Genomic DNA, 25,515 nt, shown 5'->3' with positions numbered 1-25,515 from the left:
TATATTTTAGAAATCCATATCGTACAAATCTTTTGTAAAGACCCATGTATCCTTATTCTCTTTGTACCAATCTTTATAGAATTGCTCGACCTTTTGACCATCGGATTTTTTCCAGATCGATTTCGCATCCTCTACAGCTTTCTCCACGGTCACCTTGCTGCCGCCAACAACCGCTCTACTCCATACATCTGAGATCGGTTCATTTGCATTCGACAAGATAAACTGAATATCCTCTGGAAGACCTGGCATGTATTTAGTGATTTCGGGCAATGGTCGTTCCTTACTAATATAAAGCTTGTAGGCTTGCTCCAGTATAGCATATACTTCCTTGTCGAATGGATTCGATTGATCCAAATCGTCCATATACTTAGTGAATTCATTAATAATATGCTGTGATCCCAGCATACGGAAATCACCGAGCCAGCTCACTTCCTTCTCATACTTTTCCTGATCAATCGTCACTTCTTTTCCGTCTTCCATTTTATAATGGACGCCTTCTTGACCATATTTCAACGTGTGAGCCATTTTCTCGCTGCTTAAATAATCTACGTACTTCATGATCGACTGAGGATCGTCGGCCTTGATATTAACAACACCTGTCATTTGGACCGGATCATTAAAGAATGGACTGAACTGACCAAACTCACTGCTCGGCAAAGCAATAACTGCCAGCTTAGCATTAGGATTATTTTTCTTCAATGTTTCATAATTGTTGTAAACCTGCAAAGCGTTACCCATAAACCCAAACATCATCGTCTTGCCCTGCAAGAAATCCTGCAGTGCCTTCTCGCCATTCTTGTCCGTTAAGAAATCCTTATCGACTAAACCTTCGTCAAACAGCCTCTTCTTATAGCTCGTTACGGCTGCGATGCGATCCCAGTCCCTAATGATTTCATCATTTTCAACAACCCAGGTAGTATTCTGAAATGCTGTATCCATCCAGTTGTAACCGCTTAAGTTTGTAGCGTAGTTGCCTTTATTTTCACTGACAAACTCCTTCATGACTTCATATGCATCTTCCATGGTTTCAGGAACTGGCATTCCTAGCGTATCAAGCTGATCCTGACGAATAAATAGATAGGCACCAGGTATATAACCAAGCAATCTTCCGAATTCATACAGTTTGCCATCAGCCTTCGTACCCAGTTGTCTTAGAAGCGGAAATTCATTCATTAACTCCTTATAGTCTGTACTATACTGCTCGATCATGTCGTCAAGCGGCATAAGCTGCTTTTGCAAGTACAACTGGTTGCGATAGCCGCCGTCATAATCCAAGATAAGGTCCGGGCCATCCCCTGCTGCAAGCAGCGCATTCAGTTTCTGAACAGATTCCCAGCGTGGAACTGGGACGTAATTAACCATAACGGTTTGGTTGATAAATTCAGTCCATAGATTTTTTTCTACCGTTCCTATTTCCGGAGGAATATTGCCTCGGTCATACATCGATACCGTGATCGGCTTCGTTTGTTTCGCTGGTGTAATCTCTTTATCACCATTATTTACAACCGGTTCACTATTTTTATTATTGTTAGTAGAACAACCTGCGAGCACTAACGTGAATACGAGCATTATACTCATGAACATAACTAATGCATTTTTATGAGTCTTCAATATGAGTACCTCCCTATTTTTTCAATTATTTCATAATAAATCAACCTTTAATAGCTCCAATCAACATTCCTTTAATAAAGTACTTCTGCATAAATGGATAAACAATTAACATCGGTAGGATCATTACTATGATGCCGGCCGCCTTTATAGATTCGGGTGTAATCGTATTAAAGTCATCTGGCGAAAAGTTTCCAATCTCTTGCAGTATAGATTGACTTTGAATCATTTGCTGCACCATCACAGCTAAATTTTGCTTGTCAGCGGAATTAATAAAGATCAGCATATTAAAGAAAGAATTCCAATGACCTACCCCATAGAACAATCCCAGCGCAACGATAACAGGTATGGATAATGGTAAGAAAATCCGGAATAATATCGTCCATTCTCCGCCCCCATCCATCCGCGCTGACTCTACCAGCTCCTCGGGGATGTTCGTGAAGAATGTGCGCATAACTAACATGTTATAAACACTCACAAGACCAGGGAGCCAGATCGCGCCATATGTATCAATGAGTCCCAATGATTTCACCAATAAGTAACCAGGGATTAATCCACCGGAGAACAGCATCGTAAATACGATTGCCAGGGTAAAGAAGCGTCTCCCGTACATATAATTACGTGATAATGGGAATGCGCATATAATAGTGAATATTAAATTAAGACTAACACCCACCAGCGTGATCAAAATACTGTTTTTCATGGCTGATACAATTCTAGTACCGACTATCAACTTGTCATAGGCTTGATCGGTAAATCCAACGGGCCAAAGACTTACAGCGCCAGAAATAATGGCTGACTGATCGCTGAACGATAGGGCGAGGAGATGAATCATCGGTAGAATGCAACTAGCCGCGAAAAAAAACAACAGGATGTTATTTAGGCTGCCCCATACTTTATCTGCAAAAGAATCTTTCAAGCTCTTTCACCCCTACCATAATCCATTGTTATATTTCCTTGCGATTCCGTTGGCTGTAATGACCAGAACAAGTCCCACTATTGATTCAAAAAAGCCAAGTGCAGTAGCTAGGCCGAATCGTCCGCCATTAATCCCAACCTTATAGTTCCAGGTGGAGATAACCTCGGAAATATTAGATACTACTGGGTTCTGCAAGATATACACCTGATCAAAGCCAACCTCCATAATGTTGCCGATTGATAAGATGAGAACGATAAAGATGACTGGCTGGATAGATGGAAGTGATATATGCCATAATTGTTTGAATCGGGATGCCCCATCCAAGCCGGCAGCTTCATACAGGGACTGATCAACTGCAGAAAGTGCTGCCAAATAAATAATCGCGCCCCAACCCGCTCCTTTCCAAATACCAGAACTGATAAAGATCGCAATCCACGATCCTGCATTATAAAGAAACGGGAAGCTATCTCCGAATATTAGTTTCACCACATGATTGATAATCCCGTTCTCTTGCGAAAAAATAGTCATTATAATGCCGCCGACGATGACCCAGTTTAGAAAATGCGGTAGGAATACAGCGGTCTGAACTCCTTTCTTAAACCAACCGTTTCTAATTTCATTTATCATAAGTGCTACAATAATTGGAAATGGAAAACCAATCACAAGCTGTAAGATGCTAAGCATCAGCGTGTTTCGCAATATGTTTAACATATTAGGGTTCGTAAATAACAGCTTGAAATTATCAAATCCGATCCACGCACTTCCCCAGATTCCATCGGTGAAATTATAATTTTTGAAAGCGATGATGAGTCCGACCATCGGTGAGTATTTGAATACTAGGAAGTATACAATGATCGGAGTAAACATGATGAACAAAGGGATATTAAGCTTAAATCTCCGATTGTAAAGGTTCATTTATAACCCCTTTCATAATCTTCATATGGCTGCAGCCAAATCTAATTATTGGGAAAAACACGATAATGATCAAGTAGCACATTTTTTTCGAACCACACTTTTTAACTAATGGCTGCGTTTTTATAGATTTTGCTCTCTAGTTAAAAATTGTCACCCTCGAAAAAAAGGTGATATTCGCCTTTCGGGGAACAATTTGCCCGTTATACAGTCAGGGGCAACAACGCTTTACCTTAACCCCTTATACATCAAAATAAAAAGAAGGAATCTATCTCCTAATACGGAGACAGATTCCTTCATCGGTCGCTGCTTATTTAAATTGAACTAGCTAGCAGGCTTATTCAGCCAACAGCTTACCAAGCCGATCAAGGTTCTGTTCATTAGCTTCTTTGCAGATCGACTTAACTTTTTCAAACTCCTCTTTTTCCTTGAAAAGTTGACGGAATGTAACCCTAGTGCTACCCTCAAAGTCCTCTAAGGTAGCCGTTATCCGAAATTCGTGGCCGGATAGATGATCAAGCACGATCCGCTCTGGCGATACGATTTCAACAAAGACGTTATGGTTAGGATAATCCACGCCATCCGGTCCGTGCATAGTGAACAGCCACGTACCTCCCGGCCTTATATCACACTCGTGAAACGTATTTGTAAAACCATCCGGCCCCCACCATTGGACTAACAGATCAGGAGTTGTCCAGGCACGAAACACGAGCTCCCGCGGGATATCGTACTCGCGCATAGCAATAAGTTCATTATCGCCTATAGTCATGTTCCAAACTCCCCTTCTACTACCTTACCCAGTGCATCCAACATAACATTTGTACCATGTTCCCGTATTTCTGGTGTATCATGTCCATCAAAGAACACACCTTGCTCCGTAAAAATCAACTTCGTACCTTCTTCTAACTTAATAAGCTCGACCGTTGTGATCGAGACGGAGATGCGTATGCCGTCAGAATCCAGGGTGTACGTATAGACAATGCGCTGCTCTGGAACAAGCTCTTGGTAATTGGCGTCAAAGGTAAAGATCGGCCCTTCCGGCGGCCCGCCGCTGCTGTACTCACGCCCGCCAACCTGGAAATCGAAGATATCTGGCTTCGAAAACCACTTGGCTTTGGCAATCGGGTCGGCCCATGCATGATAAACCCTCTCCGGTGAAGCGGCATAAGTCCGCTCGACGACGAAGGTTCCATGCTTGACGAATCGTTCATTCATTGATTTTCCTCCTTATTTTTCGTAACTCCGCTCTCTTCGGCAAGAAAGTCCCCCAACAGGTCCAAATGACGCTCCCAACTCGTTTGCCGCTCAATGATCGGTTTCTCAAATCCCATTTTCATCGCTTGCAGAAGACTCGTGAAATCCTCAACCGTTAATTCAGCTTTGCCCTGCATAAGCTTAGATACATGTCTGAGCTGCTCCAATAATTTCTGTTGCAGTTTAATCTGTTCCTTTATTTGGTTTATCTGTAAATTGACGATCTCAAGCGGACTGATCTGCCCGCCAATTAAGGTCAACTTAATCTCCTCGAGAGATAACCCCAGCTCCTTAAGCGATAATATTTGGTGCAATCGCGACAAGTCCAAATCATTGTACAGCCTGTGACCGGATTGCGTATGTCCCGACGGAGAAAATAACCCGATTTGATCATAAAACCGCAAGGTCCGTATGGTAAGTCCTGTAAGCTTGGCGAGATCTCCGACCTTCCAAAGTTTATTCATGAACCATCTCCACTCTTTGGTGCTAGCTATGTACCGGTAGCTCTATTGTAAAACATTACGTTACGTAAGGTGCAAGCAAAAGCGTGAAACTTTACAAGAATTTTTTCCGCTTCTGATTTTGAATACAAGCTATTATGTCTAACGACAAAACTACATCGCGGCGCTCATTAATGCTATTTCTTATGAAATATTCGTTTGAAAATCCCAAGTTTCTATTCGAATATTTTTGAAAATTTCGCCGTCAATTAATGATAAGGCTCGGAGTATCATTTTTAAGCACAAAGTACGATTTGATCATAACATTCACGTCTTTATAAAAAAAGAAGCCATTCCAAACAAATGGAGTAGCTTCTTTGAGCAGATCTCTCTTTATTTAACCCTCGTGTCCAGTTAACTCAAGGCAGAAAATCAAATCAATCTGATATTAATTTAGAATAAATATTAAGATCGTTAAACTTTCCTTCTACTTTTTCATATTGTCTAAGTGTTCCTTCAAACGTAAAGTTGAGCTTTTGCAAAAGCTTTATAGAATTCGCATTTTCGGGATCAACCTTTGCTTCGATTCGATTCAGCTTTAAAGTTGAGAATGCGTAATCTAACAAAGAACAGATAGCCTCTGAAGCATATCCTCTTCCCCAAAATGATTTAGCCATGTCATATCCAATTTCTGCTTTTTCATTTTCATAATCAATGGAATTAAACCCACAAGAACCTATAATTTCACTGGGCTCTTTTTTAATGATGGAGAAACGAATTGCCTTACTGTCACGAGAAAGATCATCAAGAATATTAATCATCTCTTTGGCTTGATCTTCATCAGTAAAACAACTAACATTCATAAATTTAGTAACATCTGGATCAGACCAAATTTTAAACAAGCTAGATGAATCTGAAATCTTCATTTTTCTTAGATGTAAACGTTCTGTATGTAACTCTGTAATCAATACTTTTACCTCCATTATATTTTAATAGTTAGGTTTAAAATATTGACATCTGCGCATAGTTCAGTCCCTTCATTTTTGAAGTCAGTATCATTATACAAGAGCATAAAGGATTTCTCTACGCTAACCCGATATTGTTTCATCTGATAGTTTTGTTATTTATTAGGAATGATATAAAGCGTTCCATCTTCTTTATATTCGGCATAGGCAATATCCTCAATACGGTCATACCCCTGCTCCCTGATCCATTCCTGAATCTGCTCCTTTTTCATCGGCCTGCCACGCATGGACTCTTCCAGCAGCCTGCCCTTATCTATAACTGTAATGGAAAAAGCAGAATGATCCTCTGATTGCTCATGTTCGGACTTGCGCATGACCGACAGAGAACCGTTCGTCTCCAACAGAGCGTACTGCACTTCGCTGAGAGAGAAGATATTTTGTTGGCGCAACATGAAAAGCAGTTGAGTATACTCAATATCGTATTTTTCCATTAGACCTTGATTCACCTTGCCTCGGTCAATAAGCAATACAGTCCGGCCTTCCGCCATATTCCCGAATTTCACAAAATGAATAGTCGCTTTTTCAAACAAAAAGGATAAAACACACCAGATGAAAAGAGCAAACAGCAGATGCCAGATCTTTATCTCGCTATCGTATATCGTATTGCCGACAATTTCACTTAATATCAAAGAAGTTAGAAAATCGAGCGGTGTCAATTGGCTGAGCGTCTTGCGGCCTGTTATAAAGGTAATGATCCACAAAGCAAAAAAGCTGATGATTAGCTTGACGCCTATAGTAACAAATATCTCCATAGCTGTACCTCCTGATGGAAACTGAGTGAGATTGGGCAAGTTTTTCGCGAAACCCTTTCTTGAATAGTTATTACACGTACCTGCTTCTGAATAAACAGTTGAAGCTAAAATTACGATTATCGACAAGCGGAGCTACACATGCCCAGAATAAATGACTGTCAATTCTCTCCACGTATAGAGCTATGAACCTTTTGGTGTTTCATTTAATCATAGAAAAAACTGCACCTTCAATTGTTAGTTCGTATCTAACAATTGGGGTGCAGTTCAGATAAGGCGGTTTGGTTCCACTCGATAATCTTAAATAATCCTTCGCTCCTATTCGATTGACTGAATAGATATATTTATTAATAGTTGTGATTCAACCCATTACTAGATCGCTTTCATACGATTATTTCTTGGATTATGCTCTACTTCCGCAAGACCCAGCTCTTCCATCAACGGCGGGATGTACATTCCAAATCGTCCACGAAGTCCTTTCTTTAAGCCATACCAACCACCAACAGGATTCTCGGACGAACGCCCCCATGCTTCTACTGTATCTTCTTTTGCTTGTTTCTGTTCATCAGCGCTGCCTAATACCATCCAATCACCATGTTTTGTAAGCATGGCATGTAAATCCTCAATACAGCGGTAATCATAATGTAAAACCGTTTTTCCTACTGTGCAAACTATAATCTCATTGCCGTCTTTTTCGTCCTTATACATCTCATATGCGGAAGTACCCGGTGGTGTCTTTAATTGCCATGGATTTTCCTTTGTACCTTTACTAGCAGACATAAATTCAACCCCAACATTTTATTTTTAATTGAATAAGCTCTACTATTCTAGAACCCTGTTCATTTAATAACTCCATTCAAGGTTATCATATCTCCTCATAAAGGAAAAACACATTTCAATAAGATCATTATCAAATGAGCTATTTATTAGCAATCATTATCATGAAGAAACACTTAGAAAGTAATGCAAATTTTTCCGAAATATGAGCCGGTATCCATGAAATGCAGCGCATCTACAGCTTTCTCAAAAGGAAAGACACAATCAATAACAGGTCTAAGCTTGTTCTGCTCAATAGCATGATTCATCTGCTCAAACATGTCTCGACTGCCAACGTTTATTGCTTGAAGCTTAGCTTTCCTTAAAATAGCAGGAATGATATCAAAACCCTCTACATGGAACCCCGAGAGTCCACCGATTAAACTGATTCGTCCACCGACACGAAGGGCTGAAATCGAGCGGTTCAACGTAGCTGCTCCCCCAAGATCAACGATATGATCTGCTCCGCTGCCATTCGTAAGTTCAAGAACCTTTTTATCCCATTCAGGTGTATGCTTGTAATTTATTCCGAAATCCGCTCCGAGACGCTTGGCCTGTTCCAGTTTCTCGTCACTACTAGATGTAATAATCACAGTTGCACCATGAAGCTTAGCGAATTGCAGTGCGAATAGAGATACACCACCGGTTCCTTGAACAACAACGACCTCACCTGCTCTAACTTTGTCTTCCTCTACGATAGCATGCCAAGCTGTTACACCTGCACATGGCAATGTAGCAGCTTCTTCATCTGTCAAATGATCTGGAACATGTACTAATCCATTCTCGGGAAGAAGGACATATTCTGCAAGCAGTCCTTGCAAGGGGAACCCTAGTGTGCTGACCCAATTTTCTTTCGTTGGCAAACCGCTAATCCAGCTCTGAGTAAAAATACCACTCACTCGTTCACCTAATTTGAATCTTGTCACTTGGTTTCCAATAGAAACAACTTCACCTACACCATCAGAAATCGGTACAAATGGCTCTGAAAAATGCGAGTTATAAAATCCATTAATTACGCCTAAATCTCTAGAGTTAAGCGATACTGCTCGAATTTTGATCAGTATTTCATTAGGACCCGGTACGGGCATAGGGCGTTGGACTTCTTGAAGGTGAGCAATTCCAAGTCCACCTTGTAATGTATATACTTTCATGAAGAATCTCTCCTTTTTGAATGGTATAGACATACAATAATACATGAACTAAAATCAGGTAAGTAGGCACTTTGTAGTGTCCAGAGAACCAAAAAGTGCATAGGAGGAACAAACTAATGACATCTCCTGCTAATAACATAAAGCCCGATATCTCTATATCTGCTTGCTCATATAGCAAAGTACTCGAAATCATATCCAATAAATGGTCGGCGCTAGTCATCTACGCATTGGAAGACGGAAGTATCCGATATGGAGAAATGGGAAGACGCATCGAGGGTATTTCAAAGAAAATGCTGACCCAAACCGTACGACAATTGGAAAGAGACGGACTAGTCTTGCGTGTTTTAACTCCAACTATCCCTCCGATCGTTGAGTATTCACTCACACCTCTCGGTGAAAGCTTGCTCCAACCGTTGCGGCAGCTTAAGCTATGGACTACAGCTCATTACTCACTTGTCCAAGAGGCAAGATCAGCATATGATCAACTGAATGATAAAGATCCCATCACATAAAAAGAATGACTTCACTTAAACTGAAAAGAGAACGCACCTTAGTTCGTCTTTATAAGCAAATCAAAAAAAAGCCTCTCATATAGACGAGGCTTTCCTCTTATTAGACTAAATATTTACTCACTCTTATAATTGTTCATCTGCAAATGTGCCTTAAACATTTCCATAGTAACCGGCAACTTTTCTTTTGACGGCCATTCCTCATGTTTCCATATTCCCGCTTGCTTAAAGGCTCTTGGACAATGAATAAAACATTCCTCTACCTCAATAATGACAGCAATTCCAGTTGTTTTCCCTTCACTTTGCAGTTCATGAATGAATGTTTCATTTCGAGTTAGAGTTGCTCGTCCATTAATGCGAAGAACTTCTTCTAATGGTGGAATCACAAAAATCATGCCTACTTGTGGATTCTCAAGCATATTGAGCATAGAATCGATACGCCGGTTACCTGGTCGATCAACGAAAGCGATTCTTTTATTATCCAACACTTTTACGAACCCTGCCCGATCCCCTCTTGGTGATACATCTGCTCTACCGTTCGCAGCAGAAGTAGAAAGAAAAAACAGTGGTGATTGGGCGATAAAATTTTCTATGTGTGAATCAACTTGGCTGACTGTCTTCTTAACTACCGCCTCATGAGGCGCTCCTATCATTTCCTTCAATTCATCAGCTGATCGTATTATATCGTCTTTCCATAATTCATTCATCGGATTATCCTTTCCATCGGCGCTACGTTTTCATAAATCATGATTTTTATTTCTATCTTTATTTTTATTTTAACAGATTGAAGTCGAACTATGAATTCCACATCGAACTTAATGAAAAAATAACCACATAGGGTCAGAGAAATGAATCCTTGTATTTTCCCAATTCAGTTAAAATACCGATAAAACGTCAATATATTTTTTAGTATTTCTATAACAATAAAGAGGAAAACCTTATTCATTTTATTCTAGTTTTTTTCATATGCAACTATTCAATCGTGATTGTAACTATGCTATAATGACGCTTATTCAAATTGAAGTGAATTAGAATAAGTTTCAAAAGCATATAGCGATTAAAGGAGCTTGATGATGATGGTACATACAACAAAGGGATCGTATTATGCAGTTATTTTTTCGAGTAAACGCACTACTGGTGATAACGGATATGGCAATATGGCTGATAAAATGGAGCAGCTCGCAGCTGAACAGCCTGGTTTTATAGGAGTGGAAGGTGTTCGAGATTCTTCAGGATCTGGCATTACCGTTTCTTATTGGGAGAGCCTAGAGGCGATAAGCAACTGGAAACAGAATGAAGCCCACAAAATTGCTCAAGAAAAAGGTATGCAAGAATGGTACCAAAACTATCATATCAAGATTTGTAAAGTTGAACGAGAGTATTCCAGCTAAATTCATTCCATTACTTGAAAAGTTGTTGAAGCCATTGGGAGCCCTATAAACCTGCAATAGCTCTCGGCAGCAGCTAATATGCTTTCTTTTCTGTCAGCTTTGGCTTCAAATACTATGAACTCGATATCTATGCCTTTACTTTTAATCGTTCGTTTCCATATGCCGACAATTTGCCCATTGATGATAATGGTCGGCATAAATACGCCGTTATTACCAGGGACAACTCTCGGTGCGTATTCCGCTCTTAATACGGAACTTCGGTCCTTATAGCCGAGCATATGCTCGTCAAATCCTGGTAGCAAGTAAACGGTCGACTCAGCATCTGACGGCCCGCGTTGGATACGCTTAATCTCCCAGTACACCCCGTTCCCAATTTTCTCTGAGACTAGCTGGGATTCAATACCTTCCATTCCTTTTCTAGCATCCGAGAGCGTAATGCCTCCCCACCATGCAAAATCATGAACAGTAGCTGGTCCATGACTTGTAAAATAACGTTGTGCCAACTTAACATGTGATTCGTTTAAAGATAATTCTTTGGTGTATGGCACCCATTCATCCAACAATACAAAGGTCTGCTGTTTACCTTGCTTCGGTCCTATACAAATGAAGCCTGTCCGAGCCAAGTACCATAATATAAAATAACCACGTTGATTATACGTGCTGATACCCGATTCTTCCAACAATTGCATAAGTTCATCCCGTGATATTCGCTTATGGCCATGTAGTACGTTATAAAAGATCTGTTTGCAGCGATCTATAATTCCTTGATTGAGCTCTAATTGCTCCATCCTGCGGTTATCTTGCGTCTGAGTACGCGTAGCGGAAAGCTTAATCATCCACCTAACATCCTCCGGGGATACAAAATGGATGGTTCCGCGAATTGGCCAAGTTAGTATGAGCTTACCTTGCTCAATGGATTGCTCAATATCCGCTAAGGTCCCAGCGTTTGTTCGCAAACCAACTGCCCATACCGCTTGATGATAATCTTGAGCTTGCATACACCCTAGCTGCTTCACGACTTGTTCAGGCGTATCAAGCCTCCCTCCACTTATGTGAAGATTGTACAAGCGTCTATAAGGAATCATTTGATCATTCATCTTTAAAGCCTCCCAGCTCTATCTGACACAATTATCTTTTAAAAAAATATTATGATAGACGATATGGAAAAGCAAATATTTGGAACATGTATTGGAAAAATGCTAACAGATCATTTGTAGTCATCTTTTGCTTAGCCGATAATGATATATGGCTCTCAGATTTCAATCCATCTGAATGTATCCGTAAGTATACAGGAGATTTGATTTATAGATGCAAACAATGGTTAGAGATTTAGAGCAAAAGCAGCCCATCTACATAAGAGATAGAGCTGCTTTTGTTTATTTATAAAGAACCGCTTACCATTCGCCCTTTGTAGCATACCATCTGCCGCTTAGCTCTTCTTGCCACCGTTTCTGCTGAACAGCTAGCATGAACCAATACGAAGCTTGCTTCATCTCCTGCCTTTGGCCACAATTGATCACCCTGATGACTCAGCGGCGTTAGGCCTCCTGTAATAAAACTGAGAGACTGAGACAATGATTTTTCGTCATTACAACCATACAATTCTGCAAATCGTCCTACCTTCTCCAATTGATCCCCATTGCCAAAAGGAGACCAGTGGTCTGTTAGACTGTCTGTCGCAAGCTTCACTTTAACCCCTTTTTTGTGCAGCATAGGCAGCGGCATCATCGTTCTGCCAATCGGTACGGTCGATGCAATTGACATTCCCAGCAAAGCCATTCGTTCAGCTATTCTCTCCGATTCTTGCTGCTCTGCGCTTGCAAACCAGAAGGCATGACTAACCGTCACTTTATTTTGAAGTCCAGCTTCCTCAGTCAGATCAGCTAACCGTGTTAGCGTTTGTTTTCCTGCTTGTCCGCCTTCATGCAAGTGAATATCTATGCCTGCATGATTCATCACCGCAAGCTCTACCATTGTCTGAAGTGACTTCTCGATATCACCATCAATCGTGTGAGGATCAACGCCTCCTACATGAGTTGCGCCTTCTTGCAGCGATTGCTTCATAAGCTGGGCAGAATCAGAACGAAGAAGTCCATGCTGCGGAAAAGCTACAATCTCATGAGAAATTTTACCCGAAAACGTGTCCAATGCTTGCTTTGTTGCTTCTAAACGACGCAGCCCGCTTACAGGCTCAATATTACAATGACTTCGAACATGTGTAGAGCCAAATTGTTGAATAAGCGTCAATATACTCTCAGCCTGTTGTTTCGCCGTAGGCAAGAGCTTAGGCAGTAATACCTTCTCTTCCTCAATTCGCTCGAAGATGCTTGAGATAGGTTTCACAGCTTTCCATGGCGCATTAAAATACGTTTTATCTAAATGTATATGCGCTTCTTCAAATGAAGGCAGCATTAGTAACTCTTTACAATCGTATTTTGGAAGGTTGCTAAGGTGCTCCGTCATGTTCGCACTTATTTCTGCGATAACACCATCCTCAATTCGAATATGACAAATCTTCGTTTGAGTGCCAGTAACCTGCCCATCTTCCATGACATAACCATGCTCTAATTTTACGTTCGTTAGCCAATATGAAGCACTCAACATGTTATCCCATCCTTTTCCATCGTACTTGCTTTTAATATTCCTTACTCCTATAACCAAGTATGATAGCTTTGGATCATGCTGTCCAATCAAAATTATTTAATCTTCACTGACAACTACATGATAGCTTCTAAATCTCTTCCCTGTTCAAATCATCAATCGGCATTGCCAGTTCTCTCCAGCACAACGGTACACTTGCACAATCTTTTACGTAAATCGATCGTAAATATTTTGATACGCTGCTAACTTCATCTTCTACGAGTATCTCTTTTATTTCAGACACTTTTGTAGGTACTGTATTATTTAATTGGATCTTAAACAAAGCTAATGGCAAAAACATTTCTGGACTCTTCCTATATGAACAAAGATGAGGAAACCGCGGTGAGCTGCCTGAGTCATATTTCGTTAGTTTGACTGCTGAATCATGTTCAGATAATAATGAATAGGCATCGAAGGCCAAAACAGCAAAACCTTCCTCCGGTTCTCTACGTGCGTAAGTATTCATCATTTTCTGACAATCCTTTAATGTAGGCCAAAAAAACACATGTCTATCTAGACATGATCGAAATATTTCCTGTGTGGTCTCACTATCTATCATCCCATCAGGGATCCTGAGATGAGCATTTATTGTAATGGAATATTGAAAATCCAAAACATCCACAGCAACTAATCGCCGATCTCCAATAGAAGATGGGTTAATTTTTAAGCTGGACCATAATGCATTGTAATGTGCTATTGCCGCTAAATTGCTTACTCTTGTAAAATGATAAAGAAGCTTTCTATTCTTCCCTTTTGTTATTAAATGAATCGCTTCAACATTCATTTTTCCACGCCTTCGATTCGGTTTTGTTATCCATATGATTCCAATATCTAGAGGATTTCAAACATTCAAATGTTGAACGCTACTTATAAATTCGCTTCAACTTACTCCTAACTGCTTCCTTTCCTATTACTTTTGTCCTTCCTTCTGTCGCTAATTATGTCGATTTATGAGATTCCATTGTCATGATAGAGCATACACAAAGAGTCCAGAAACTGAATACTGCTGTTATACTTCAAAAAAAAAGAGGTGAACCAGAATGTAGCATTCTAGTTCACCTCTTTTTAACTGCATTCCTTAAAATGGCTTCATGCCTAATGTATCGATTTTCTCGCCAGTAATATCTACACCCATTCTTTCTGTAATATCGCGATAGTGACCAGCACGGCGCTTAACTGAGCTGCCTTCTGTCTCGCCTAGATTAGCTTCTAAGCCATTAAGAACCATGATCGTAATACCAAAGCCTGGCTTGCCAAGGCCCTTCGCAATATCTGCCTTCGAAGGCTTCCATTTATTAATAATAACATCATGAGCAGAAGGCTTCGGTGCTTGTGGTGTCATCCAGAATAGGATCGCTGTCATAAAGCCTACTTTTCCGTCTGCTGCAACGATTTCCGGTTTGCTTAGGAGTACATTTTTGTCTCCATAAATGATGGAGCTGAACAAGCCATAGTTGAAATTCCAACTCATCATGATAGGTCCGCGTCCATAGTAGCGTTTATCCTTCACACCTGGATAGAGCTCACTCGTTGCTGGATCTACAAAAGTGGATGTATTGACGCCCGTTCTGCCTGCAATATTCTCATTCCAGAACAGTCCCCATTTCAATTCACCACCCGGAGCAGTTGCCCACCCACCGCCGGTCTCATGTGCAAGATTCGCTAGAAATGCAGCAAGCTCACGCTTACGATCCTTCTTGAATCCTTCCTTCAAGAACGTGCCGAAATCAATGATAACGGTTTCAATTTCTTTCTTCTTATTTTCCGCTGAATTAAAGTCAGAGGAACGAGAAATCAGTGTCTCAATTCTTGCATCCTTATCAAATCTATGAATTTCCTGAGCGCTAGTACCTTTGCGAGTACTAACCTTTAGCTTTATATTGGATACTTCCGTTACAGCTGCAATAAGATTTTCATAAGAAAAATAATCCGTTTGATCTTCTTTATAATACTCCTTGCCTTTAGCTACTTTAAACCACTCGGGAGAACCTAGACGATTTGGAAATAATTCTTCGTATTCGTTTTTAGGGAGCACGGCTTTAACCGCATCAACGGCCTGGTCTGGTTTATATTCAGGATCAATACCATCCCAGATCTTCTCAATCTCCTTGAGAGTTAGAAAATGGTTTTCACCTACAGCAAGGACGCTTCCATTGTAAATCGTTTCATTTTTTACAACAGTCTGGCTTCCCCCACTCTTCTGCTCTGTTCCCGCTTTTGTTTCTGCGGCTGAGACTGAGAGAGGCACTGTCATCAATACAGCTCCCAGCGATAAACAGATCGTTCGATGAAGCACTTTTCCCGATAGAAAATAATTCCATTTAGACACGTGCATTCTCCTCTTTTATCTTGAATTGGATTTCAACAGTATAATATATTATCCATATTATCCTTTCATATAGTTCTAAATTACCAAAATAATGTTTTTGTATAATTTATTGAAACTTAATTAGTAAATAACACGTCATAAATATATCGGAATCCATATTAAGTAAATAACTTTGTTAGGGTCAATAAAACACTTTAAATAACAAGGAGAACTCGTGTTCATGAAAACAAAACAAATCATTTTCATTTTATCAAGCTTCATTCTAGTCGTAATTATCCTGTTCGGACTATGGGTATACGTTAATAAATCCTATTACCCAAACCTTCCTTTTGAAGAGGCTTCCAAGAAGATAGTGGTTGAGAAAATGAAAAAAAGTAATGATCAGCTTGTTGAATTAGCTAATAACAACGAGTATTACTGGTATGGGTTTAAAGGGAATCAAGGCGATGGAAAAGACAAAATCATTCAAGAAATGGAAAAGCAAGGTTTGAAATATGACTACTATGAAGGAGCCGGCATCTTTTTCAAAAATGAACATGAAGAACGAATCGTTGTAACGGGGACAATGTGGACTAGAAATTATGTTATGTATAAGGTTCCACAAGAAAAAGATGAAGCAGAATGACCTGCTTCATCTTTTTTTTGTAATCTTTATACGCCTAATCTCTAATCTAACTATTCCAAGCTTCATCCAGCAACTCCATATTTATAGCAACAGCAGCCAATGCCCCTAATGAAGCAGCAGTAATCGCCTGATATAGCTCAGATGCAGCATCACCAGCACTGTAGACTCCCGATACATTCGTTTTTCCAAAGCCATCGACGATAACCGTCCCGGCTTCCGACATTTGGCAGCCTAATGATTTTGGCAATTCTGATCCAGCAACAAGCTTCGGCGCAAAGAAAATCCCTGTGCATGGAATTTCATTGCCGTCCTCCAAAATAACTCGCTCTACCATGCCAGCATTAGATTCGATTCGCTGAATTGGTGAATCAAAGAATGAAACATTATGTTTCTTAAGTGTCTCGCGTTGTTCCTCCGTCCATTCATCAGGACCATTCGTACAAATGGTATATTGACTGCTCCAACCAGCAATTGTTTTCGCCAAGTGCATCGCTTGCGCACCTTTAACGATTAAGACAAGCGGTTGATCTCTTAATTCCCAGCCATCACAATAAGGACAGACAAAGGCGCTTTTACCATACACTTCAGTCAAACCGTCTATTTCCAGCGGCATGTCCTTCTTACCTACTGCAAAGAGTAGTTTTTTACTCTGATAAACCATACCCTTTGCAGTCGTAATCTGAAAATATCCATCGGTTCCCGTAATCGCTTCAGCAGCTTCCTCTACTACATGCACGGAGGGATAAGCTTTGATCTGCTCCTTCGCAATTCGCCGAAATTCACTTGGACTAGTACCATCTCTCGTAAGAAAGTTATGGGTTTCACGAGTAACTCGATTACGCGGTCTACCTTCATCGATAATTACCACACTTTTTCTTGCTCTTCCTAGTACAAGGGCTGCGTTCATTCCTGCTGGTCCGCCGCCAATAATAGCTACATCAATACGTTTCTTCATTATAACCATCCTCCTGGATCTTTAATATCTATAATAAAGGCGCAAGAAGGTTAATCCTTCTTGGTTCTTACATCGTTGCGATCAAAAGCTGAAGAATCAAGAACCCACTGGAGTGTATGCTCCTGTAAATATTGATTCATATGCTGCTCGGCACCGGTCATTACCTTTTTCACTAAACATTCTTTGTTATCTAGATCATAAGTGGTATCAGATTCCAATGCTTCCGCATCAAAAAACAAATGGTGATGCTGCTCATCTATATTGAAGCAATCATATAGATTCTGCCGGCCTTCGATAACTTGAATAACATCAAGAAAAGTAATTTGATCAGCTGCTCTCGCTAGCTCGTAACCTCCACTTGCACCTGTCACAGCATGCACAATTCCATCCTGCCTCAGCTTAGACATGATTTTGGATAAATAACTCTCCGAAACGCCGAGTGAAGCAGATAATTCCTTTATCCCTACATTTTGACCACCCTTCTTATGGGCTAAATGAATTAAAGCATGCAGGGCATAACCAGTGCTTTTGGAAAATTGCATGAGAAACACCTCCATTTAATACAACCTTTAATCTATTATAGATCCGCAATGTCCATTATAGATCTTTCGGATTCATTATTCAAGTTATACGAGCAAATTGTCTGTTCACCTCTGTACTAATTTGATAGCTAGTAATTGAAGAGATAATAGTCCTCCTTTGTTTCATCTGATAAAAGTAAAAAAAAATATGGATTTTTTTGAAAGGAATCTGATATAATAGCAAAAATATGCAAAAAGGAGATCATCTGATGAATTCAGGACGTGTTTCATTTCAAGCTGTACAGCGTCGTCAAATCGTTGATGACGTTGTAGAACAGCTTCAGAACAAGATTTCACTTGGCGAACTACCTGTTGGCGCTCAAATTCCTACAGAGCCGGAATTGATGAACCAATTTGGTGTTGGTCGATCGACGATCCGTGAAGCAGTTCGGGTTCTTGTCCACGCAGGTTTATTGGTCAAACGTCAAGGTCATGGTACTTTCGTTATTGGTGCGACAGTCGAACAAGAGTCTCTCGATTACAGGTTGCGCCGAGCAGAGGTGCTAGATGTGTATGAGGTACGATTAATGCTGGAGACTGAAATTGCTAAACAAGCAGCTAAACGCAGGGATATGAATGATTTAAAGCTCATTCATGAACATCTAGAGCTTCGCAATAAACATTTGGCGGCAGGTGAATTTGCAAGCTATCATGATGAGGATATCGCTTTTCATCTGGCTATTGCAGCGGCAACGAAAAACCCCGTCACCGTTGACTTGTACCGAACGTTCTCGGAAGTATTGCGAATTGCAATTAGTAAGCATACTGAGGATCCAGAGCTTAATAATCATTACACGGAACAGCATGTTAGGCTGTATGAAGCAATTCGGGACCAAGATATGGATGCTGCTGTAGCAAGTACGTTGGAGCATTTGGAAGGATCGAAAAGAGAGCTTGAGCTATTACTTCGTTAAGCTTTTTTTCGCACTTAAACGTCTGATGATATGATGAATGATTTAGGAGAGATGAAAATGAATATTCAAACTGGTGCTCAAACGATAGAACGACAAGCGAACACGATGGCATTCTCGATCCTATTTGCAGTTAGCTTTGTCCATTTTTTGAATGATACGATTCAATCTGTTATCCCTTCGATGTTCCCTGTGCTGCATGAATCCTTGAACCTTACGTTTAGTCAAATTGGCTTGATCGGTTTTGCGTTAAACATTACCGCCTCCCTGCTTCAACCTCTGATTGGGATGTACACAGATTCTAAGCCTACACCTTATTTACTTCCAGCCGGCGTCGTTTTTTCAATGATAGGCGTTACTGGATTAGCTTATGCAAAAAGCTTCACCGTACTAATCTTGTTCGTCATTTTAATCGGCATAGGCTCCGCAGTGCTTCATCCTGAAGCATCACGAGTCGCGCACTTGGCTTCCGGAACTCGCAAAGGATTAGCTCAATCTATCTTTCAGCTGGGCGGAAATACAGGTCAGGCAATAGCGCCTGTATTAACAGCTGTTATTTTTGTGCAATATGGTCAAAAAAGCTTGATCTGGTTTAGTTTGTTTGCAGCAATAGCTGTAATAGTGCAGCTCCGTGTGGCGAGATGGTACCAGCAGGATTTGACGCATCGGAAAATGAAAACAAGCAGTAAATCTGTCATTACCAAAGAAAAGAGATTAGATAAAGGACTTATTGCCTTATCCGTATCGATATTGATTGTAATGCTATTTTCCAAATTTGTTTATCTAGCTAGTATGAACGGATATTATTCTTTTTTTCTCATCGAAAAGTTTGGATTAACAATAAAGGAATCACAGCTTTATTTATTCGTACTTTTGTTTGCTGGAATGGTTGGAACCTTTTTTGGAGGCCCGCTTGCAGATCGATTCGGCAAAAGAAATATAATATGGTTCTCCATTCTAGGGACGGCTCCCTTCTCCTTGCTCCTGCCTTATGCTAACCCTACTATAGCGATCATCCTGTTATCGTGTATCGGTTTGATTCTGATGTCTGGATTCTCGGTTATCATTGTGTATGCGCAGCAGTTGCTGCCAGGTCGAGTCGGAATGGTAGCTGGATTGTTCTTCGGATTAGCTTTTGGTCTAGGCGGGATTGGATCTGCTGTATTAGGATCAGTTGCGGATGCAACGAGTGTTGCTTATATCATTAAAATTTGTGCATATTTACCTCTCCTTGGATTGCTGGCGGTATTCCTGCCTTCCGATAAGAAGATAGCTGGAAAATGAAAAGTTTGAAATAGAGAGCTTGAAATGGAAAAGGAGTAGCCTTAATAGGCTTCTCCTTTTCTTCGTTTTCCTTTAGCACATCTTTTTTTCTAAATGTATGCAAAAGAGACGTCAGGTAGAAAACCCAACGTCTTCGGATATTTTTTTATTATTTTTGGTAAATAGCCATTAAGCACCCGTTGGTATATACACCATGCAATACTGTTCGAGTGAACTGTTTGGCAGCGGAATGACCTTCACCGTTCGGTAATGATAATGCTCATATATAGGCAAATTACTCAATGTTTGCGTCTCAAGCGTACAAACGAGATTTTTGGGGCGGCATTCAGCGAGCAGTGGTTTCATTACTTTCGATACATAACCTTGCCCACGATATTTTTCTTGTACAACAAGCATATCGAGATGCATATAGGACTGATCACCAAGCATCGTTAACCACGAGGAATTCATGTTTTTCAAAATGGTTATGCCTCTAACGAAACCGCGCAGCCCAATGATTCTACAAATCGGAGCTGATTTCATAACGGCAAGTAAAATCAGATTCATATACTTGACCTTGGATCGAAATGTACCTGCTTCACGATCTGAATGGAATACAAGTGCAACAGCCTCGTAGTTTTCAGATGTTGTCAGCAAATCGGAATAGGGATAAAGCATTTCGATATAGCGATGAAAAAAGATTTTCAATACGCGAAGCCTCGTGCTTTCATCCGGTAAAATATGCTCGTACAACGGATCATCCTTAGCGAACGCTTCAGCCATAACACTGGCGGCCTTTGGAATGTCTTCTCGTTCGATTTTCAACAATGTACTACAAATAGTTCCACCTCGTAACATTATTTATTCCCTACAAGCATAATTCATTACAGGGAAAGGGGCAAATGGAGACTATATGAAGGATGTATTTTTAGTTTATTTTGACAAGCATCTTCCCAATATTTTTACCTTCAAATAATTGAAGAAATGCTTGTGGAACCTGATCAAAGCCCTCTACGATTGTCTCTTCATACTTCAATCTGCCCTCAGTAAGCCATCTCCCCAGAGCCACAACCCCTTCGTTCGACCGATCCATATAATCACCAAGTACAAAGCCTTTGATGAGTGAACGGGTTTTTATAAGTTTCGTCTGAATACGTGGGCCAAGGTCTCCATCCGTGCTGTTATATGAGGATATGGCTCCGCATAGAGCGATTCTCGCATGAGTATTAAGCAAATTCATAACCCAATCAGAGATCGTTCCACCCACATTATCAAAGTAGACATCAACCCCATCGGGACAAGCCTTCTGAAGAGCCTGATCTAAATTTTCAACTGTTTTATAATTTATGGTCTCATCAAAGCCGATTTCCTGCTTCAAAAATTTAGTTTTTTCATCGGAGCCTGCAATACCAACAACACGAGCCCCTTTCAGCTTAGCAATCTGACCGACAATCATACCAACAGCACCTGCTGCGCCGGAAACGACAACCGTCTCTCCATCTTTCGGTTTTCCGATATCCAACAAACCAAAATATGCAGTAAGTCCCGTTAGTCCAAGCACACTCAAATAAGCAGACAGAGGTGCAAGCTTCTCATCAAGCTTACGCAGTAATTTTGCATCTACCACATTATACAAATGCCAGCCTAACATGCCCATAACCTTGTCACCCACAGCAAATTGATCGGAGTTGGATGCTGTAATTTCGCCAACAACTCCTCCAACGATTGGCTCACCAAGACGAAATGGTTCAATATACGATTTGGCGTCACTCATTCGGCCTCGCATGTATGGATCCACAGATAAATAGAGCGAGCGGACAACAACTTGTCCTTCTTCTGGTTCCCTAATTGGGGCATCCTTGAATTCAAAGGTTTGTTCTGTAGGCATACCTGTAGGACGTGAACGCAATACAATCGTACGGTTTATAGTTTGACTAGTCATTCGATTTCACTCTCTTCATCTGTTTTCTCCATAAGTTCCCCATTAGCATGCATGTATATCCACTTACTGACTATTGGATCATTCTAAATGAAAAGGTATTGAAATAAATGCAATTTTTTGGAAAGACTAAATGTAAAAAAGGAACAGGTGAGATAATGAAAAGCAAACTGCTTCTGTTTTTATTTTCATTCTTTTTTGTAAGCGCAACTCCGATACACGCTTATTGGTCACCTTCACATGAACCAGAGCCCTTTGAGAAAATGTTTATAAAGTACGGTTATCAGTCCATTGATGATGCTGTATGTCAATGTGAAAACTATTTTAAGAGAAACATCGAGCTCCCTGTCGTACTTCTGCCTGTGACTTTTACGCATGCCTTTGGTCAATGCAATATAGATAAAACCAATATTATTAATGATCATTTAAACATTGAATATCTTACTGATACTCGCATTATTCAAGAACCTAACCATTTTACAATTGATATTCGGCGGTACAAAGATGGAAGTGAAGATCATATTCAAAAAAATGATGTCATCCAAAAATACACATTAGAAACAGGAATGACTGCAGTATATGGCACAATGTTCAGAGGGCGTGTTAATGCACTTGTTTTTGAGAAAAATGGATGGCAATATTGTCTTTGGATTGATAAGAGAATGGAAAACAGAATTACACCGAATATGTTAGTCCAAGTTGCCAATTCGATCGGTTTATCAGCCCCTTAAGTTCTATATTGTTCTCATTCAAAATAGGTTTCAAGTGAGTCTATTTTTTAGCCATTTGAGTTTTATCATAATCATAGAGAAAGCAAGCAATGAAAATAAGATGCCACTCCAAATGAGCTGATGTATCCCCCATTGAGAGATAAACCAACCTCCAATCGATGCTCCTAACGTAATTCCAAGGTTTGAAAATGAGATAAACAAACTATTGCCGAATTCAGGAGCTTCTTGCGCCTCCATAGTAAGCCACGTTTGGCTTACAATTAACCCTCCAGAATGGACAGTTCCCCAAATCAGTATGATTATAATCATTGGAATGAAAGAAGATCCCAAATAATATACAAGTAAATAAGATACGATATAGGCTAAAGGAAAAATCATAACGGTTTTAATCATGCTCTTTTGCAAAAGAAATCCAAATAAATAGTTCCCTAAAATCATAACTAAACCAAATGCCATCAACAGGGCACTAATCCAGGAACTATCCATTTTTGTTACACGACCGAGATATTCGGCAAAATAACTGTACACAGAGAACATACCTGCAAAAGTAAACATGACTGTCGCAATATTTACCCATAATTGTGGTTTTCTTAATATACTCAGCTGCTCGCCATATGTCATTCTTTCCTTAACAGGCATAGAAGGAAGCCAAATGAATATCCCTACGAAAGCAATCAGGCTTACAATTGCGCTAAATAAAAATCCTGCTTCTAGGGAAATTTGTTCTGCAAGATAGGATGTCAGTGGCACTCCAAATGCAAATCCGACTGTAATGCCTGCAAAAACCTGCGTGATTGCTTTACCGCTTTTTTCTGGTGAGACAAGTTTACTAGCCGTAACGAGAGCTACAGAAAAGAAAACAGGATGAAAAATGGCAGGTATGATACGGAAAAGCAGCATCACATTGAATATTGTAGTATAGGCATAAACCAAATTTGATATTGCAAACATAAGTACTGCGATTAATAGAATGACTTTTCGATTTATTCCAGATACAACTAACGTTAGAAAGGGTCCTGAAATCGCAACGACGAGAGCAAACACACTTACTAATAATCCGGCTTCGGAAGTCGAGATATGAAATTTGCGAGAAACTTCAGGTAGAACACCTACGATTCCCATTTCCGTTGTAATGATGCCAAAGACACCTAAAGCTAGTATAAATATAAGGAATGGATTAACCTTCTTCAATGTAAATCAATCTCCGTTTCTGTTCGTGAATTATGATCTATATATTTGGATTTATAGATATTAAAACCATCAATGTTTGTAAAGCAACTAATCAATCACACTTGCAATGTGTAATTACTTGAGAGCACTAATGAAATCCATGATATGAACGAAAAAACGCCTTCTCTATCTTCCTACACTTTATCCTACATATCTGTATATTTAGATATGATTAAATAAAAAAAAGCTCCCTCCTCTCTACAATTCATTTCGAATATAATCGGAAAATTCTAGTACTGTTTTATCATTCCGGCGGTAATAGGTCCACTTCCCAATGCGCTCAGATTGAAGCAGCCCTGCTGTCTGCAGAGTTAACAAATAACTAGATATAACCGATTGCGCGAGTCCCGACTTAGCTTGAATATCTGCTACACATACGCCAACTTTGAATGAGATACCCTGTTCAGCATATTTCGCTTCATCAAAATACTCCTCTGGTTTCTTTAACCATAGCATAATTTGACGGCGTGTCTCATTCGACAGTGCTTTATAAATCAATGAAGGTTCCATACACAAAATTATATCTATAAATCTAGATTTGTAAACATATATTATTTAAAAATTTAACTCACAATCTTTATTCTCCCATACATCAAATAGGTTTCCATCCAAGTCTTCAAATACAAAAAACTTACCATATATACCTTCATCACTCATATTTCTAACCGTTACACCCTCTGAAGATAATCTCTTATGTAATGCTTTAATGTTATCCGTATAGAACGTAACAACCCATCTAGTCCGCCCATTGACTTCAAATACCGCTCTTGTGTCATTGTCTGATTCCGTTAAAACAATTATAGGTCGATCATCCTTGAATAAACTTAATTCAGTTCCTCTATCATTCCTAATATTGAAACCAAAATGTTTTGCAAACCATTCCCCGGATTTTTTGACATCCGCAACAGGAATCACATTGTATGCAATCTCCATAATTCTTCCACACTCCATTTTAACCACTCCTTATACTATGTTTTTTCATAATATACTAAAGTCATTTTGTCGTTAATAACTTTTGTCTTTCCCGTTTTTTTAAAACCTAGCTTTTCATATAAGTAACAGTTCCCTTGCTCCTGCAAGATCGTATCCAATTCCCACTTTTTCGCATCGTTATAGATCCCATCAACTAATTCAAAGACCTTTTGAGCAATTCCTCTACCCTGATATTCTGGTAAAATAAAAATCGGACTGACACGATAGCTTTTATTGTCCATTTTGACAATTCTAATCCCGCCAATAGATATATCTGAATATTTGATTATGTAGTAGTCTGTGAAAGATTGATTAATTCGATCAGCAATTCTTTCTACAGATTCATTTGCTGGGCTTGTTTCATAATCCAGATATTTTTCCAATAAGGGCATAAAAGATTTAACTTGTAATTCATGAATGGCAGATGCATCATCAATTCCTGCTTCATACAATGAAATCTCCATAAGTACCTCCAAACACATATCTATTAAAATATTTCCTATAATCATACCATATACTGGGATAATTTGACTTGAAGTATTAAACAAAAAAACTCTATAATGCA

Annotated in this window: 29 protein-coding genes; 6 read left to right on the top strand and 23 right to left on the bottom strand. The window is 39.8% G+C overall.

What is annotated here, in order from left to right; translation table 11 throughout:
- Positions 1–6 precede the first annotated feature (6 nt).
- From AC0YOD_RS09655 to AC0YOD_RS09610, 10 genes are all read right to left on the bottom strand, one after another.
- Entirely contained in the window at positions 7–1,611 is a 1,605-nt protein-coding gene (locus AC0YOD_RS09655; RefSeq protein WP_475799054.1) for an extracellular solute-binding protein, read from the bottom strand.
- 40 nt (positions 1,612–1,651) lie between these two features.
- A complete protein-coding gene (locus AC0YOD_RS09650) occupies positions 1,652–2,527 on the bottom strand; it encodes a carbohydrate ABC transporter permease (RefSeq protein WP_475799053.1) in 876 nt (291 codons plus the stop codon).
- 12 nt (positions 2,528–2,539) lie between these two features.
- Entirely contained in the window at positions 2,540–3,442 is a 903-nt protein-coding gene (locus AC0YOD_RS09645) for an ABC transporter permease (RefSeq protein ID WP_475799052.1), read from the bottom strand.
- A 334-nt stretch (positions 3,443–3,776) separates the two neighbouring features.
- On the bottom strand, positions 3,777–4,208 hold the full coding sequence (locus tag AC0YOD_RS09640) for an SRPBCC family protein (RefSeq protein WP_475799051.1): 432 nt from the start codon (positions 4,206–4,208) through the stop codon (positions 3,777–3,779).
- Positions 4,205–4,654, bottom strand: a complete 450-nt coding sequence (locus AC0YOD_RS09635; protein ID WP_475799050.1) for an SRPBCC family protein — start codon at positions 4,652–4,654, stop codon at positions 4,205–4,207. The genes AC0YOD_RS09640 and AC0YOD_RS09635 overlap by 4 nt, the downstream gene beginning before the upstream one ends.
- Positions 4,651–5,157 carry a MerR family transcriptional regulator gene (locus tag AC0YOD_RS09630; protein ID WP_475799049.1) on the bottom strand — a complete coding sequence of 169 codons (507 nt, stop codon included), beginning with the start codon at positions 5,155–5,157 and terminating at the stop codon, positions 4,651–4,653. The genes AC0YOD_RS09635 and AC0YOD_RS09630 overlap by 4 nt, the downstream gene beginning before the upstream one ends.
- A gap of 413 nt (positions 5,158–5,570) precedes the next feature.
- Positions 5,571–6,101, bottom strand: a complete 531-nt coding sequence (locus AC0YOD_RS09625; protein WP_475799048.1) for a GNAT family N-acetyltransferase — start codon at positions 6,099–6,101, stop codon at positions 5,571–5,573.
- A gap of 152 nt (positions 6,102–6,253) precedes the next feature.
- Positions 6,254–6,910, bottom strand: coding sequence for a DUF421 domain-containing protein (locus AC0YOD_RS09620; protein ID WP_475799047.1), 657 nt, complete (start codon positions 6,908–6,910; stop codon positions 6,254–6,256).
- Positions 6,911–7,279: 369 nt separating this feature from the next.
- Positions 7,280–7,687, bottom strand: a complete 408-nt coding sequence (locus AC0YOD_RS09615; protein ID WP_475799046.1) for a DUF6855 family protein — start codon at positions 7,685–7,687, stop codon at positions 7,280–7,282.
- A gap of 173 nt (positions 7,688–7,860) precedes the next feature.
- Positions 7,861–8,874, bottom strand: a complete 1,014-nt coding sequence (locus AC0YOD_RS09610) for a zinc-dependent alcohol dehydrogenase family protein (protein ID WP_475799045.1) — start codon at positions 8,872–8,874, stop codon at positions 7,861–7,863.
- 116 nt (positions 8,875–8,990) lie between these two features.
- Here AC0YOD_RS09610 and AC0YOD_RS09605 point away from each other — a divergent pair, with 116 nt between their 5' ends.
- Positions 8,991–9,386, top strand: a complete 396-nt coding sequence (locus tag AC0YOD_RS09605; protein ID WP_475799044.1) for a winged helix-turn-helix transcriptional regulator — start codon at positions 8,991–8,993, stop codon at positions 9,384–9,386.
- A 113-nt stretch (positions 9,387–9,499) separates the two neighbouring features.
- Here AC0YOD_RS09605 and AC0YOD_RS09600 read toward each other — a convergent pair whose 3' ends face one another.
- Positions 9,500–10,090: an MSMEG_1061 family FMN-dependent PPOX-type flavoprotein gene (locus AC0YOD_RS09600; RefSeq protein WP_475799043.1), complete on the bottom strand. Its 591-nt coding sequence runs from the start codon at positions 10,088–10,090 to the stop codon at positions 9,500–9,502.
- 369 nt (positions 10,091–10,459) lie between these two features.
- On the opposite strand from AC0YOD_RS09600, the gene AC0YOD_RS09595 reads away from it, so the two are divergent.
- Positions 10,460–10,774: an antibiotic biosynthesis monooxygenase family protein gene (locus tag AC0YOD_RS09595; RefSeq protein ID WP_475799042.1), complete on the top strand. Its 315-nt coding sequence runs from the start codon at positions 10,460–10,462 to the stop codon at positions 10,772–10,774.
- A 2-nt stretch (positions 10,775–10,776) separates the two neighbouring features.
- Here the strand turns inward: AC0YOD_RS09595 and AC0YOD_RS09590 are convergent, their stop codons facing one another.
- The 4 genes from AC0YOD_RS09590 to AC0YOD_RS09575 all read right to left on the bottom strand — a co-directional run bounded on the left by AC0YOD_RS09590 (position 10,777) and on the right by AC0YOD_RS09575 (position 15,743).
- Positions 10,777–11,871 carry a winged helix DNA-binding domain-containing protein gene (locus AC0YOD_RS09590; RefSeq protein ID WP_475799041.1) on the bottom strand — a complete coding sequence of 365 codons (1,095 nt, stop codon included), beginning with the start codon at positions 11,869–11,871 and terminating at the stop codon, positions 10,777–10,779.
- Between the two features lie 283 nt (positions 11,872–12,154).
- Positions 12,155–13,378, bottom strand: a complete 1,224-nt coding sequence (locus AC0YOD_RS09585; protein ID WP_475799040.1) for an amidohydrolase — start codon at positions 13,376–13,378, stop codon at positions 12,155–12,157.
- A gap of 127 nt (positions 13,379–13,505) precedes the next feature.
- Positions 13,506–14,198, bottom strand: a complete 693-nt coding sequence (locus AC0YOD_RS09580; protein WP_475799039.1) for a DUF7002 family protein — start codon at positions 14,196–14,198, stop codon at positions 13,506–13,508.
- Positions 14,199–14,492: 294 nt separating this feature from the next.
- Positions 14,493–15,743 (bottom strand): chitinase, encoded by a 1,251-nt coding sequence (locus AC0YOD_RS09575; protein WP_475799038.1) that lies wholly within the window; start codon positions 15,741–15,743, stop codon positions 14,493–14,495.
- Between the two features lie 220 nt (positions 15,744–15,963).
- Here AC0YOD_RS09575 and AC0YOD_RS09570 point away from each other — a divergent pair, with 220 nt between their 5' ends.
- A complete protein-coding gene (locus tag AC0YOD_RS09570) occupies positions 15,964–16,368 on the top strand; it encodes a hypothetical protein (protein WP_475799037.1) in 405 nt (134 codons plus the stop codon).
- A gap of 46 nt (positions 16,369–16,414) precedes the next feature.
- Here AC0YOD_RS09570 and AC0YOD_RS09565 read toward each other — a convergent pair whose 3' ends face one another.
- Entirely contained in the window at positions 16,415–17,323 is a 909-nt protein-coding gene (locus AC0YOD_RS09565; RefSeq protein WP_475799036.1) for an NAD(P)/FAD-dependent oxidoreductase, read from the bottom strand.
- A 50-nt stretch (positions 17,324–17,373) separates the two neighbouring features.
- Positions 17,374–17,865, bottom strand: a complete 492-nt coding sequence (locus AC0YOD_RS09560; RefSeq protein WP_475799035.1) for an RrF2 family transcriptional regulator — start codon at positions 17,863–17,865, stop codon at positions 17,374–17,376.
- 248 nt (positions 17,866–18,113) lie between these two features.
- On the opposite strand from AC0YOD_RS09560, the gene AC0YOD_RS09555 reads away from it, so the two are divergent.
- A complete protein-coding gene (locus tag AC0YOD_RS09555) occupies positions 18,114–18,818 on the top strand; it encodes a FadR/GntR family transcriptional regulator (RefSeq protein ID WP_475799034.1) in 705 nt (234 codons plus the stop codon).
- 57 nt (positions 18,819–18,875) lie between these two features.
- Positions 18,876–20,099 carry an MFS transporter gene (locus AC0YOD_RS09550; RefSeq protein WP_475799033.1) on the top strand — a complete coding sequence of 408 codons (1,224 nt, stop codon included), beginning with the start codon at positions 18,876–18,878 and terminating at the stop codon, positions 20,097–20,099.
- 168 nt (positions 20,100–20,267) lie between these two features.
- Here AC0YOD_RS09550 and AC0YOD_RS09545 read toward each other — a convergent pair whose 3' ends face one another.
- Positions 20,268–20,903: a GNAT family N-acetyltransferase gene (locus AC0YOD_RS09545; RefSeq protein ID WP_475799032.1), complete on the bottom strand. Its 636-nt coding sequence runs from the start codon at positions 20,901–20,903 to the stop codon at positions 20,268–20,270.
- A gap of 103 nt (positions 20,904–21,006) precedes the next feature.
- Positions 21,007–22,020: an NADP-dependent oxidoreductase gene (locus AC0YOD_RS09540; protein WP_475799031.1), complete on the bottom strand. Its 1,014-nt coding sequence runs from the start codon at positions 22,018–22,020 to the stop codon at positions 21,007–21,009.
- A 107-nt stretch (positions 22,021–22,127) separates the two neighbouring features.
- Here AC0YOD_RS09540 and AC0YOD_RS09535 point away from each other — a divergent pair, with 107 nt between their 5' ends.
- Entirely contained in the window at positions 22,128–22,748 is a 621-nt protein-coding gene (locus AC0YOD_RS09535; RefSeq protein WP_475799030.1) for a hypothetical protein, read from the top strand.
- A gap of 30 nt (positions 22,749–22,778) precedes the next feature.
- Here the strand turns inward: AC0YOD_RS09535 and AC0YOD_RS09530 are convergent, their stop codons facing one another.
- The 4 genes from AC0YOD_RS09530 to AC0YOD_RS09515 form a co-directional block, all read right to left on the bottom strand.
- A complete protein-coding gene (locus AC0YOD_RS09530) occupies positions 22,779–23,939 on the bottom strand; it encodes an MFS transporter (RefSeq protein ID WP_475799029.1) in 1,161 nt (386 codons plus the stop codon).
- Between the two features lie 237 nt (positions 23,940–24,176).
- On the bottom strand, positions 24,177–24,488 hold the full coding sequence (locus tag AC0YOD_RS09525; RefSeq protein WP_475799028.1) for an ArsR/SmtB family transcription factor: 312 nt from the start codon (positions 24,486–24,488) through the stop codon (positions 24,177–24,179).
- Between the two features lie 45 nt (positions 24,489–24,533).
- Positions 24,534–24,929, bottom strand: coding sequence for a VOC family protein (locus AC0YOD_RS09520; protein WP_475799027.1), 396 nt, complete (start codon positions 24,927–24,929; stop codon positions 24,534–24,536).
- Positions 24,930–24,946: 17 nt separating this feature from the next.
- Complete coding sequence (locus AC0YOD_RS09515; RefSeq protein WP_475799026.1) at positions 24,947–25,414, bottom strand: GNAT family N-acetyltransferase; 468 nt, start codon at positions 25,412–25,414, stop codon at positions 24,947–24,949.
- Positions 25,415–25,515: the final 101 nt, after the last annotated feature.

It is taken from the genome of Paenibacillus sp. J31P13 (assembly GCF_056269295.1).
The sequence above is the reverse complement of the archived record's forward strand: the minus strand, read 5'-3'. Positions and strand labels throughout refer to the sequence as shown.